This window comes from Microbacterium sp. ISL-59 (assembly GCF_018613945.1).
GTDB lineage: Bacteria > Actinomycetota > Actinomycetes > Actinomycetales > Microbacteriaceae > Microbacterium > Microbacterium oxydans_B.
In genome coordinates this window covers 1,291,029-1,303,550 of record NZ_JAGGPG010000002.1, presented here as the reverse complement: position 1 = coordinate 1,303,550, position 12,522 = coordinate 1,291,029, and the positions used below count along the sequence as shown (strand labels likewise).

Annotated in this window: 10 protein-coding genes; 4 read left to right on the top strand and 6 right to left on the bottom strand. The window is 67.0% G+C overall.

Annotated features, from left to right (window positions below; all coding sequences use genetic code 11):
* Positions 1-19: 19 nt before the first annotated feature.
* Positions 20-1,531, bottom strand: a complete 1,512-nt coding sequence (locus J7E45_RS10315) for a methyltransferase (RefSeq protein WP_215068967.1) — start codon at positions 1,529-1,531, stop codon at positions 20-22.
* Positions 1,532-1,628: 97 nt separating this feature from the next.
* Here J7E45_RS10315 and J7E45_RS10310 point away from each other — a divergent pair, with 97 nt between their 5' ends.
* The 4 genes from J7E45_RS10310 to trxA all read left to right on the top strand — a co-directional run bounded on the left by J7E45_RS10310 (position 1,629) and on the right by trxA (position 6,899).
* Entirely contained in the window at positions 1,629-3,806 is a 2,178-nt protein-coding gene (locus J7E45_RS10310; RefSeq protein ID WP_215068965.1) for a DUF6049 family protein, read from the top strand.
* A complete protein-coding gene (gene murJ, locus J7E45_RS10305) occupies positions 3,799-5,415 on the top strand; it encodes a murein biosynthesis integral membrane protein MurJ (protein ID WP_215068963.1) in 1,617 nt (538 codons plus the stop codon). The genes J7E45_RS10310 and murJ overlap by 8 nt, the downstream gene beginning before the upstream one ends.
* A gap of 119 nt (positions 5,416-5,534) precedes the next feature.
* The gene (gene trxB / locus J7E45_RS10300) at positions 5,535-6,509 is read left to right on the top strand and encodes a thioredoxin-disulfide reductase (RefSeq protein ID WP_091028028.1); all 975 of its coding nucleotides are present in this window, start codon (positions 5,535-5,537) and stop codon (positions 6,507-6,509) included.
* Positions 6,510-6,575: 66 nt separating this feature from the next.
* Positions 6,576-6,899 (top strand): thioredoxin, encoded by a 324-nt coding sequence (gene trxA, locus J7E45_RS10295; protein WP_021201395.1) that lies wholly within the window; start codon positions 6,576-6,578, stop codon positions 6,897-6,899.
* 62 nt (positions 6,900-6,961) lie between these two features.
* Here the strand turns inward: trxA and J7E45_RS10290 are convergent, their stop codons facing one another.
* The 5 genes from J7E45_RS10290 to rsmG form a co-directional block, all read right to left on the bottom strand.
* A complete protein-coding gene (locus J7E45_RS10290; RefSeq protein WP_017829903.1) occupies positions 6,962-7,297 on the bottom strand; it encodes a hypothetical protein in 336 nt (111 codons plus the stop codon).
* A gap of 9 nt (positions 7,298-7,306) precedes the next feature.
* Complete coding sequence (locus tag J7E45_RS10285; protein WP_215068962.1) at positions 7,307-8,755, bottom strand: sugar porter family MFS transporter; 1,449 nt, start codon at positions 8,753-8,755, stop codon at positions 7,307-7,309.
* 63 nt (positions 8,756-8,818) lie between these two features.
* Positions 8,819-9,790 (bottom strand): ParB/RepB/Spo0J family partition protein, encoded by a 972-nt coding sequence (locus J7E45_RS10280; protein WP_215068961.1) that lies wholly within the window; start codon positions 9,788-9,790, stop codon positions 8,819-8,821.
* Positions 9,790-10,665: a ParA family protein gene (locus tag J7E45_RS10275; RefSeq protein WP_237682582.1), complete on the bottom strand. Its 876-nt coding sequence runs from the start codon at positions 10,663-10,665 to the stop codon at positions 9,790-9,792. Before J7E45_RS10275 ends, J7E45_RS10280 begins: the two co-directional genes overlap by 1 nt.
* 1,221 nt (positions 10,666-11,886) lie before the next feature.
* Complete coding sequence (gene rsmG / locus J7E45_RS10270; RefSeq protein ID WP_215068960.1) at positions 11,887-12,507, bottom strand: 16S rRNA (guanine(527)-N(7))-methyltransferase RsmG; 621 nt, start codon at positions 12,505-12,507, stop codon at positions 11,887-11,889.
* Between the last annotated feature and the right edge of the window lie 15 nt (positions 12,508-12,522).

Here is a 12,522-nt window from a genome sequence, read left to right as displayed (position 1 = left end):
CAACGCATGAATCTGAGGACTATTCCCCCGGCAGCAGGATGCCGTCGAGGATGAGGGAGCGGATGCGGGGCTCGAGCTCGGCCCACAGGTCGGCGAGCGGCACCTCGAAGAGGTCCGCCAGCGCGGCCGCGATCTGCACCACGGTGAGTTCGCCGTCGCAGGCGCCGACGAAACCGGCGAGAGCCGGGTCGACAGAGATCGTGCGACCGAAGCCGCCGCCCTGACGCAGCTCGATCACGCTCGGGTCGTCATCTCCCGGCATCAGGTGCCGCGCCTCGGTGACATCGGCAGCGACCACCAGGGTGGCCGGCAGCCCTTCGGCGAGCACATCCTGCGCCGCGAGGCCCGTCGCCAGGGCGGCCCCGACGTTCGCGATGTGCTGGACGATGCGCTCGGTGCGCCGCAGTGGTTCGCCCGAGGTGCCCCGACGCATCAGCACGTAGCCGAAGCCGATCGAAGTCACCCCGCGGGCCGCGAAGTCGTCGAGCCACGCGGTCAGCAGCGGCGTGAAGGCGGGGTCGCGCGGCGTGGTCCCACCATCGCGGATCCACAGCTCCGCGTAGCCCAGAGGCGAGAGTTCCTCCCGCTCGATCACCCACAGGTCGAGCTCGGCCGGCACCCAGGCTTCGAGACGCGCGAGCCCGGTGACGGCGGTCTTCGACTCCCAGTTGCCGAGCAGCTGCGCGATGCCGTTCCGCGTCAGATGGGCAGGGGCGCTGCGGACGAACTGCTCCACCAGCGCATCCCCCACGAGTCCGCCGTCGCGGTACTCGTACGCCGGAACCCCCTCGACGCGCGGGGTGATCACGAACGGAGGGTTCGAGACGATCAGGTCGAACGCCTCCCCCGCGACCGGCTCGAACATGCTGCCGTGGCGGAAATCGATGTTCGTCACCCCGTTGAGGTGGGCGTTGAGTTCGGCGAACGCGAGGGCCCGGGTCGAGATGTCGGTCGCGACCACCGTCCCGGCCCGTCGTGCGACGAGGAGCGCCTGGATGCCGCATCCGGTCCCCAGGTCGAGCGCGCGCTCCACTTCGATCGGAACGATGGTCTCGGCGAGCGTGCGCGATGCCCCGCCGACGCCGAGCACGTGGTCTGCCGGCAGCGGGCCGTCGAGGGCGACCTCGTCGAGATCGCTCGCGATCCACCATTCCCCCACGCCCTCGGCATCGACGAACGACTGCGGTCGCAGCAGGGCCGTCGGCGTCACTGTCTCGGCATCCGCTTCGGCGAGACCGAGCGCGACGAGTCCGTCCACCCCGAGCCGCGGCAAGGCATCCCTGACGTGAGCGCGCGGTTGCGGCATCCCCAGCACGAGCAGACGGCCGAGCGTCGCGAGAGGCCCCGATTCGCCGTCGATCGCCCGCAGGATCGGCTCCCGCATCCCACGGGCGAGTGCGTCGTCCGCCTCCTCACCCCACAGGCGCCGCAGCGGCTCGGAGCGGAGGTCCGCAGCGTCGAGATCCGCGGCGAGCGCGGCCGTGCGGAGCGGGTCTGGGACCGGTGCGGGGGTGTCGGACACGGCCGTCACTCTACGCGTCTTCAGGGTTCTCTTTCGCAGAGCCTCCTAGAATCACTAGGTCAGTACTCACGAGCAGCCTCTTCCCGGGCGTTCGAGGAAGACCTTCATGACCGCGATCACCCCCGACATCGGCCTCCGTGCGCGCCTGCGACGGCTCGCAGGAGCGACCGCTGTTCTCGCGATCGCAGTGAGCGGCTGTGCGTTCGTCGCACCGAGCGCCGCGGTCGCCGCCGATCAGGCGCAATCCGACGACGAGAAGAGCGTCGAGCTGCATGTCTCGGCCGGCCTTCGCGGGCTCGTCGCACCGGGGTCGTCCACGTCGGCGATCGTCACCGTGGAGAACGCCACCGACTCGGCACTCACCACGGGTCAGGTCGAGGTCGAACTCAATCGCATCCCGCTCACCGATGCTGCGGCCGTCTCCACCTGGCTCGACGACGGCGAGGCGACAGGTTCGTTCGCCTCCATCGGCGCCGAAGACACCGACCCGATCGATGGCGGTGCGTCGGCGACGACCACGATCTTCGTGTCCGAGGCGACCCTGGGTGACCTCGCGCCCGGCGTCTACCCGCTGCGCGCGGAACTCACGGCCTCGACCGGCGATGCCGCAGACGCCGAGGCCGTGGATGCGACCGCGACGAGTGTGCTGGTGATCGCCGCCCCCCAGACCGCGCAGGTCGGGGTGCTCGTTCCCGTCACAGCGACGCCGGAAGGCGGCGCACTGCTGACGGCCGCCGAGCTCTCGGAGCTCACCGCTCCCGAAGGAGCCCTGACCGCGCAGCTCGACGGCGTCGCTGGGACGACCGCCGTGCTGGCCATCGATCCGTCCATCCCCGCCGCGATCCGGGCGCTCGGCACCGCCGCCCCGGAGACCGCCCGCGACTGGCTCACACGACTCGACAACCTCCCGAACGCGCGTTTCGCGCTGCAGTTCGGTGATGCGGATGCGACGGCGCAGGCGCAGGCGGGCCTGCCCGAGCTGCTGCAGCCCCGGGCTCTCACCCCATTGCTCGATCCCGCGAACTTCCCGGGAGTCCCGGCAACCGCCGCACCGACCGATGCGCCTGATGCGACACCCGGTCCGACCCCGAGCGCCACGGAGTCTCCGGCACTCCCCAGCGATGACGAGCTCACGGCGATCGACGGCGCTCTGCCGCACATCCTGTGGCCGCAGACCCCCACCTCCGCCGACCTGACCGCCTTCGCCGGCTACGTGGGCGCCGACACCACGACGATCGTCTCCTCGACGGCGGTCGGCGGACAGAGCACGGCTCATGCGACAGCCGGCGGCAACGACCTCCTGGTCACGGATGCCGCGACCTCCGACGTGCTCTCGCGGGTGGCGGCGGCGCGGAATCCCGCCGACCGCCAGCGACTTCTCGCCGAGGCGGCCGCCCTCCTCCAGCTGGCACAGCGTGCCGCCCCCACCGCTCCCCTGCTCATCGGCCTGGACCGAGACGAGAACCGCTCCTCCGACGCGCTGCGCGACGCGATCACCGCCGCCGACTCCGCCGGGTTCGAGCTCGCGACGCTCCGGGCGACCCCGCCCGCCGCGGCGACCGTCACCGGGGAGCCGGATGCTGCGCGATCCGCCGCCGTGACGACACTCCTCGCCGATGAGTCCCGGCTCACCGCGTTCTCGTCGATCCTCGCCGACCCCCAGGTGCTGCTCAGCCCCGAACGCATCCGGATCCTACGCACGCTGTCGGTCGGAACATCGGCCGCCGCGTTCGCCGAGGGTTTCGCGGATCATCAGGCACAGACGAGCGCCACGCTCGACGCGGTCAACATCCCCCCGTCCAGCACCATCCAACTGCTCACGGCGAACGCCGATCTGCCGATCGCGGTGCGCAACGACCTGCCGTGGCCCGTGACGGTGCAACTCTTCGTCTCGCCGACGGATCCGCGTCTCGAGGTCAGGTCCCCGGACGAGACGATCGTGCAGGCCCGGTCCACGACCCGCATCAAGGTTCCGGTGTCGGCTCGCGTGGGCAGCGGCGAGGTCGACCTCCGGCTCAGTCTCTACAGCCCCACGGGCGTGCAGATCCAGGGCGATCAGACGCTCAGGGTCGCGGTGCGTGCGGAGTGGGAGACGATCGGACTCGTCGTCCTTGGCGGCATCATCGTGCTGCTGATCGCGCTCGGTGTGATCCGCACCGTGCGCCGCAAGCGCCGTGAAACAGCCGAGGAGTCGGCCGTCGAAGCGCAGATCGAAGCCCTGGAAGAAGAGGATGCCGTGGAAGCCCGCCCGGATGCCACCACGACAGAAGACCCGCGTGAGTAGCCTCGGCCGCGCGAGCGCCGTCATCGGCGCCGGCACCCTCGTCTCCCGTCTCACCGGCCTGCTGCGCAGTATCGTCCTCGTCGGAGTGATCGGCTCCTACAAGTCGGGTCCCGCCGATGCTTTCGCCGCCGCGAACACGCTGCCCAACAGCGTCTTCTCGCTCATCTCGGTCGGCATCCTCACGGCCGTGATCGTGCCGCAGATCGTGAAAGCCGCCGCGGATGCCGACGGCGGCAACGCGTTCATCTCGAAGCTCTTCACGCTCGGGACGGTCGTGCTCGTCGCCGTCACCGCAGTCGCGACGATCGCCGCCCCTTGGCTGATCCAGCTCGTCGCGGGTGGTCTCCCGCCCACGACCCAGGCACTTGCGACAGCACTCGCATACTGGTGTCTTCCGCAGATCCTGTTCTACGGCCTCTATGCGCTCCTCGGAGAGGCGTTGAACGCCCGTCGCATCTTCGGCCCGTTCACCTGGGCCCCCGTCATCAACAACATCGTCTCGATCATCGGCTTCCTCCTGCTGGGATGGGTGTTCTCGCCCGTATCCCGAAGTGCTGGGGATTGGACACCGGACATGATCGCCGCGCTCGGTGGGACCGCGACCCTCGGCATCGCCGTGCAGGCCCTGGTCCTCCTGCTGTTCTGGCGGCGCACCGGTCTCTCGCTCCGCCCGGACTTCCACTGGCGCGGCGTCGGGTTGGGAGGTGTCGGAAGACTCGCTGGCTGGACCTTCCTGATGGCCTTCGCATCGCTCGCTGCAGGGATCCTTCAGGGGCGGATCGTCAGTGCCGCCTCCGAATCGGGTGCCTCGCTCGCCGTCACCGGCAATGCCTGGCTGATCTTCATGCTGCCGTACTCGGTGATCGTGCTCTCGATCGGGACGCCATACTTCACGCAGATCAGCGAGCATGCGGCAGCGGGTCGTCACGACGAGGTGCGCGGAGACATCTCCCGCAGCATCCGCACACTTCTGTTCTTCATCGTCGCCGCCGTCGCGGCAGTCGCCGCCGCCGCAATTCCCGCCTCACGCGTCTTCACCGAGAGCGCACCCGATGCACAGGGCGCCGCCCTGGTTCTGCTCTGCTACCTGATCAGCCTGATCCCGCTCACAATCCTGTTCATCGTCCAGCGCACGTTCTACGCCTATGACGACACCCGCACGCCGTTCTGGTTCACGATCTTCCAGTGCGTGCTCATCGTGATCACCGCCCTGGCCGCCGCCGGGCTTCTCGCCGCAGACGTGATCCCGCTGACCCAGCTCGCCGCAGCCGTGGCGCTCGGCCAGTCCATCGCGAGCACCCTGCAGACGATCGTCGCCACCTGGCTGCTGCACCGGAAGATCGGCGGCCTCGGCGTGGCATCCTGGATGCTCGCCATCCTGCGCTTCGCCGTGGCGGGAATCCCCGCCGGCTTCGCCGGTTGGGGCGTCTACCTGCTTCTGGGCGGCACTGCCGGGTGGGCGACGTCGGGTGTCATCCCGGCGACTCTCGCGACCGCGATCATCGGCCTCACGGTCGTGGTCGTCTACGTCGCGATCCTCGCCCTCATGCGCGCCCCGGAGCTCAAGGCGGCCGGCGGCCTCGTGCGCCGTTTCCTGCCCGGCCGCTGATCCGCGCACGGAGGCGTCTCCCAGCCCGGTGGCGCACACTGCTGAGGGAATGCCCCGCGGTTACCATGGGTTGAAGCAGTCGAAGGTCATTCGACCGCAGTTTCTAAGACGGAGAGCACATGCGTCAGGTCATCATCATCGGCTCCGGCCCCGCCGGATTCACGGCTGCCATCTACGCGGCCAGGGCGAACCTCAAGCCGCTGCTCATCGCGAGTTCGGTCGAGGTCGGCGGCGAGCTCATGAACACCACCGAGGTCGAGAACTACCCGGGCTTCCCCGAGGGCATCCAGGGTCCTGAGCTGATGGCGAAGTTCCAGGAGCAGGCCGAGAAGTTCGGTACCGAGGTCCTCTACGACGACGTCACCGAACTCGACCTCGCCGGCCCCGTCAAGACGGTCACGCTCGGCTCCGGTGCGGTGCACGAGACCCAGTCGCTGATCTACGCCACCGGCTCGGCGTACCGCAAACTCGACATCGCCGGCGAGGAGCGCCTCTCCGGCTACGGCGTCTCCTGGTGCGCCACCTGCGACGGTTTCTTCTTCCGCGAGAAGACGATCGCCGTCGTCGGCGGTGGCGACTCCGCGATGGAAGAGGCCACGTTCCTCACCCGTTTCGCCTCGAAGGTCTACGTGATCCACCGCAAGGACACCCTGCGGGCCTCGAAGATCATGCAGGAGCGCGCGTTCGCGAACGAGAAGATCGAGTTCGTGTGGAACAGCGAGGTCGCCGAGGTGCTCGGTGGCGACTCCGTCTCCGGTGTGCAGCTGCGCAACACGATCGACGGCACGCTCAGCGACCTTCCCATCGACGGACTCTTCATCGCGATCGGCAACGACCCGCGCACGCACCTCGTGCACGACAAACTCGAGCTGACGCCCGAGGGCACCATCTGGGTCGACGGCCGCTCGTCGAAGACCTCGGTTCCCGGTGTGTTCGCCGCCGGCGACGTGATCGACCCGACCTACCGCCAGGCCATCACGGCTGCCGGCACCGGAACGATCGCGGCCCTGGATGCGGAGCACTTCCTCGCGGATCTCGAGGATGCCTCGGTCGAGGTTCCGGCCGCAGAGGCCGCCGAGATCATCGTCGCCTGAGGCGGCGGGAACACTTTTCGCTCGTCTGCTGTTGTAGCAGGCGAACCCCAATCAAGGAGAACTCTGATGAGTGCAAAGGCTACGAGCCAGGCGACCTGGGAGCAGGACGTTCTGCAGGCCGACGGTCCGGTGCTGGTGGACTTCTGGGCTGAGTGGTGTGGTCCGTGTCGCATGGTCGCGCCGGTTCTGGACGAGATCCAGGCCGACAACCCCGACAAGATCACCATCCTCAAGCTCAACGTCGACGAGAACCCCGAGCTGGCGATGAAGTATCAGATCACGTCGATCCCGGCGATGAAGGTCTTCCACGGTGGTGAGGTCAAGACGACCATCATCGGTGCGAAGCCGAAGTTCGCGCTCGAGAAGGACCTCGCCGCATTCATCGGCTGATCCTCTGACGTCGAAAGGCCGCCATCCCCCGGGGGTGGCGGCCTTTTCGTGTCCTCAGGCGGTCAGGAGGCGTCGGCGACGCTGGGGTCCCAGCGTCGGTGGCGCTGCTTCTCGTCGAGAAGCCCCCAGACGGCCGAGGTGAGCTCGGGGTACTCCAGTGCGATCTGACGCAGCACACGGTAGTGCCGAGCGGCGTTGGGGCGCACTCCGTCGTTCGCGTTGATGTTGTCGGCCCGCAGAAGATAGACGACTAACTCGTCGACGCTCGGCAACTCCTCCATGAACTCCCAGGGGTCTTCCCCGCCGAGGAGTCGCTCCTGGATGAGAACCGCGAGTTCGTCGGCGGCCTCCGCGCGCAGCACTTCCAGGCTGGCGCGGCGCTGAACGGACTCGGTCATGCAACAAGCCTACGTCTGCTGCGGGCGCCCGCGTCGCACGACCTTCATGTTCTCGGTCATCTCCTCGAGCTCTTTGCCCTTGGTCTCGGGAACCTTGAAGAACACGAAGAAGAACGACAGGAGCGCGAAGAACGCGTAGAAACCGTAGGCGAACGTGAGTCCGATCTCGGCGAAGGCCGGGAACGTGGTCGAGATGAAGAAGTTCGCGACCCACTGCGCTGCCGCGGCCACCGCGAGAGCACCGGCGCGGATGGAGTTCGGGAAGATCTCGCCCAGCAGCACCCAGACCAGAGGACCCCAGCTCGCGCCGAAGAACACCACGAAGCCGTTCGCGCAGACCAGTGCGACAGTCGCCCACGGGTCGGGGAGCGTCGCCGTGCCCTCGGCATTCAGCGTGCCGAACGAGAACGCGACGGCCATGAGTCCCAGCGTGACGGTCATGCCGACGGAGCCCACGAGGAGCATGATCCGTCGCCCGATCTTGTCGACCAGCAGGATGGCGACGATCGTCACGACAATGTTCGTCACCGACGTGATGACGGAGGTGAGCAGAGCGCTCGACTCGTCGAATCCGACCGACTGCCACAGGGTCGTCGAGTAGTAGAAGATCACATTGATGCCGACGAACTGCTGGAACACCGAGAGCAGGATGCCGATCCAGACGATCGGCTTCAACCCGAAGCGGTTGCCCCGAAGGTCCCGGAGCGACTCGGATCGCTCCGTGTTGATCGTCCCGGTGATCTCCTTGATCTTCGCGTCGGTGTCGACGGTCCCGGTGACGGTCTCCAGGACCTTGGCCGCCCGTTCCAATTCGCCCTTGCGCACCAGATACCGCGGCGATTCCGGCAGCCGCAGCGACATGAGCCCGTAGACGAGGGCGGGGATCGCGGCGACCATGAACATCCATCGCCAGGCGGTGAGTCCCCAGAGCGGCTGGTCGGCGGCCCCGGCGAGGTTGGCGAGCAGCGCGTCGGAGAGGAGCGCCGCGAAGATACCGGTCACGATCGCCAGCTGCTGCAGAGATCCGAGGCGCCCGCGCACCGCGGCCGGCGAGACCTCCGCGATGTAGGCGGGGGCGATGACCGATGCCGCGCCGACTCCGAGGCCGCCGATCACGCGCCAGACGATCAGATCGATGACGCCGAACGCGAGTCCGGATCCGATCGCCGAGATGAAGAACATCGCCGCGGCGACCACCATCACAGGGATGCGCCCGTACTTGTTCGACACCGGTCCCGCGAACCAGGCACCCACGGCGCAGCCGATGAGGGCCGACGAGACGGCGAAGCCCTTCAGTGCGGTGCCGAGGTCGAAGCCGGAGACGTCACCGGCGAGAGCGTCGACCGCTCCGTTGATCACGGCGGTGTCGAATCCGAAAAGGAAACCACCCAACGCCGCCGCGATGCTCACCGTGATCACACGGCGCTTGATGGCAGCTGGACCTGATGCTTTGGACATGACTGACTCCCCCTCGACGTCAAGATGACGCGAGTCTAGATGAAGGGCGGACGACGGTGGGTGTTACCTGGCGGAGCCGTAGCCGCTCTCGCCGAGTTCCTCGAGAATACGATTGAGGTCCTGGATCGAAGCGAAATCGATTGTGACCTGGCCTTTTCGTGCGCCGAGTGCGATCTTGACGCGGGTGTTCAGCCGATCACCGAGCTTGCCGGCGACCTCGTCGAGGTACGCCCGTCGTGCTCCGGGAGTCGCTTTCGTCGTCTTGCTGGCCGAGGGCTGCGACTTGGCGGCCTCTTCCGTGGCGCGCACGGAGAGGTCTTCGTTCACGACCTTGTCGGCGAGGCGCTGCATCGATTCGGGATTCTCGAGACTGAGGATCGCGCGGGCGTGGCCGGCGGTCAGCACGCCGGCGGCGACGCGCTGCTGCACGGGGACGGGCAGCTTCAGGAGTCGGATCGTGTTGCTGATCTGGGGACGCGAGCGGCCGATGCGTGTGGCCAGCTCCTCCTGAGTGATGCCGAAGTCCTCCAGAAGCTGCTGGTACGCAGAGGCTTCTTCCAGCGGGTTGAGCTCGGACCGGTGCAGGTTCTCGAGCAGGGCATCGCGAAGGAGATCCTCATCGGCCGTCTCGCGGACGATGGCGGGAATCGTCTCGAGTCCTGCCTCACGAGCAGCGCGGGTACGCCGCTCCCCCATGATCAGCTCATACTCGCCCTCGGTGTTCTTGCGAACGACCACGGGCTGCAGCACTCCGAACTCGCGCACGCTGTGCACCAGCTCTGCCAGGTCTTCCGGGTTGAAGTGCGTCCGCGGCTGGCGGGGGTTCGGGACGATCGCGTTCGGGTCCACCTGGACCAGATGGATCCCGGGCACCTCTTCCAGCGCGGGGGCCTCGGCATCCGGCCCGATGGTCGCCTCCGCGGCAGCCGGCCGCAGGCTCGCGCCGGGGAAGAAGACATCGACGGGACGCTCCGCCTGATCAGCCGTGGGGATCAGGGCTCCGATACCCCGACCCAGTCCAGTGCGCTTGGCCATCATTTCTCCTTGCTCTGCGTCGCGGTTCGCGATGCGATCTCGACGGCGGCTTCGCGGTAGGCGATGGCACCGGCGGATTGTCCGTCATAGGCGATCACGGTCTGTCCGAAGCTCGGCGCTTCAGACACTCGGACCGATCGCGGAATCACCGTCTCCAGCACCTGGTCCGGGAAGTGCGTGCGCACCTCTTCCGCAACCTGCTGGGCGAGACGGGTGCGGCCGTCGAACATGGTCAGCAGGATGGTGGAGAGATGCAGGTCGGGATTCAGGTGCTTCTGGATCATCTGGATGCTGCCGAGCAGCTGGCTCAGCCCTTCCAGTGCGTAGTACTCGCACTGGATCGGGATGAACACCTCGGATGCCGCCGTGAAGGCGTTGATCGTGAGCAGACCCAGTGACGGCGGGCAGTCGATGATGACGTAGTCCATCGGGTTGTCGGCGAGGTAGTCCACCAGTGCGCGACGCAGTCGGTGCTCACGGGCCACCTGCGCGACGAGTTCGATCTCCGCGCCCGCGAGGTGGATGGTGCTGGGTGCGCAGAACAGGTTCGGGTCTTCCGGACTGGGCTGCACGATGTCAGCGAGGGGGACCTCCTCGATGAGAACGTCGTAAACGCTGGGGATGTCGGCACTGTGCGGAACACCCAGCGCGGTCGAGGCATTGCCCTGCGGATCGAGGTCGATGACAAGGACCTTCGCCCCCAGGCCCGCGAGGGCGGAGGCGACGTTCACGGCCGTCGTGGTCTTACCGACGCCGCCTTTCTGGTTCGACACCGTCAGCACGCGCGTCTCACCCGTGAACTCGACCGACGCGGCTTCCAGCGCGCGCCTCCGAGCCGAAAGGTCGGCAATCTCCCGCGCGAGCGGCGTATCCATCCCGAACGATTCGTTCGCCGATGTTTTCTCGGATTGTTTCACGTGAAACATCCACTCCTTTCGGGGCCGCGTTCCACTCTAATCGCTGCGGGCGACACCGGCTTACGTGCGCCCACTTGTGGGAAAGCCGCCCCACGAGGCCGGACTCCCACAATCAGCTTGTGGTGGAGACCACAGCGGGGTGGTGCGCGGGCCCGGACCCCACCGCGGAGTGGCCCGGACCAATGTTTCACGTGAAACAAGGACCGATTCACCGCCTTCAGCCGATCCGGAGCGAGAAAAGTCCGATGCCAGAGGGGCGACCCCCGTTGGCTGTTCGAAGGGCGGGGCCATGCCCGATCGCGGCCACGAATGCGGAGAGATCAACGGCGCCTTGGAGGCTCCCTGGCGCTTGTCGGCGCGCGAGAATCCTGCGCGTTCTCGAGCAGACACGTCCGTTTCACGTGAAACATCCGCTTGGCTAAGCACGACGTGCACGCATTCGCCGCGCATCCCTCCCCCTCCCCCTGTTTCCGGTGGTAAGGCTCGTCTCCACGCCATCAGACCCGCGATCAACACGGCACTAATGCTCGAGGAGCGCACTATCCGACCAGCGGCGCTCCGGTTCAGAAGAGCCGTCCGACACAACCGATACCGAGGTCGACTCGAAGCACGCAGCCCGACAATCGCAATTGCCGGAGGCATCGCCTGCGCATCCCTCCCTCTGTCGCGATCGGCACGGTGTCAATTACCTCCCCCGACACCACGCCCACGATCGACATGCGGATATGACCCCATGGGACAGGGACATCTCCCTACGCCGCACCGCGCCGTTTCACGTGAAACATCGTGGATCGCGGAGACGCCGAACGCGCGCACAGGGCACAGATGGCGCTCCGACACTTCGGAGCCGAGAGGATGGGCTGCCAGCCATCGACGTCCACACAAGACCAGTTCCGGCTGTCTCTCTGGATGGAATGCCTCAACCGAACGGGGACTGTCCACGCGCACTCCGCACCCGGGACCGCGACCTCTTCTTCAATCCTTCGAACGTGAGCCCTGTCACCACTGTGTGCTCACAGGGTGACTGCCTGATGGTCACCTCATGAAGCGAGAGAAGAAGGACGGCACGACGCAGCTACCCCGATGTTCCACGTGAAACATCGGTGTAGATAAGCGTGTCCAGAAAATCCGAAGCGGGGTGTTTCACGTGAAACACCCCGCTGTCGTGATGCGAGAATTTCAGCGGATGCGAGCCCGAACGACACGGGTCGTCTCCGTGAGCACACCCTCGCCCAATACTTCGACTCGCACGTCGGAGAGGCGGAACCTCTTGATCTGCTTCTGGGCGGCTTCGATCTCGTTCGGTGCATTCATGCCCTTGAGCAGAGTGAGCTCTCCCCCGTCACGCACCAGCGGTGCAGTGATCGGGATCAGAGTTCGCAGCGCGCTCACGGCGCGGGCAGTGACGATGTCGAAAGCTGCGGGGGGCACGTCTTCGGCACGCGCCCGCAGCACCGTTGTGTTGGTCAGTCCCAGTTCCGACACCTGCTCGTTCAGCCAGGTGACGCGGCGCTCCATCGGCTCGACGAGAGTCCACTGCACATCAGGTCGAGCAATAGCGAGGACGATCCCCGGAAGACCTGCTCCCGATCCGATGTCCGCAACAGAACCGTGGAAGAGCGGTGCGGCGATCACGCTGTTGAGGATGTGCCGCGTCCACAGGCGAGGAAGCTCGAGAGGACCGATGAGTCCTCGCTCTTCACCTTCGCGAGCGAGCGCTTCTGTGAACGCGCGGGCGACCTCAATGCGATCTCCGAAGAGTTCCGCGGAGATCTCGGGTTCCTGCTCGAGCTCACTCATGAGCGTGCGCGATAA

Excerpts from the sequence above, each read along its gene's own strand:
- rsmG (WP_215068960.1), bottom strand. The coding sequence starts at position 12,507 with ATGAGTGAGCTCGAGCAGGAACCCGAGATCTCCGCGGAACTCTTCGGA.
- trxA (WP_021201395.1), top strand. The coding sequence starts at position 6,576 with ATGAGTGCAAAGGCTACGAGCCAGGCGACCTGGGAGCAGGACGTTCTG.
- J7E45_RS10290 (WP_017829903.1), bottom strand. The coding sequence starts at position 7,297 with ATGACCGAGTCCGTTCAGCGCCGCGCCAGCCTGGAAGTGCTGCGCGCG.
- J7E45_RS10275 (WP_237682582.1), bottom strand. The coding sequence starts at position 10,665 with ATGGATACGCCGCTCGCGCGGGAGATTGCCGACCTTTCGGCTCGGAGG.
- trxB (WP_091028028.1), top strand. The coding sequence starts at position 5,535 with ATGCGTCAGGTCATCATCATCGGCTCCGGCCCCGCCGGATTCACGGCT.
- J7E45_RS10280 (WP_215068961.1), bottom strand. The coding sequence starts at position 9,790 with ATGGCCAAGCGCACTGGACTGGGTCGGGGTATCGGAGCCCTGATCCCC.
- J7E45_RS10285 (WP_215068962.1), bottom strand. The coding sequence starts at position 8,755 with ATGTCCAAAGCATCAGGTCCAGCTGCCATCAAGCGCCGTGTGATCACG.
- J7E45_RS10310 (WP_215068965.1), top strand. The coding sequence starts at position 1,629 with ATGACCGCGATCACCCCCGACATCGGCCTCCGTGCGCGCCTGCGACGG.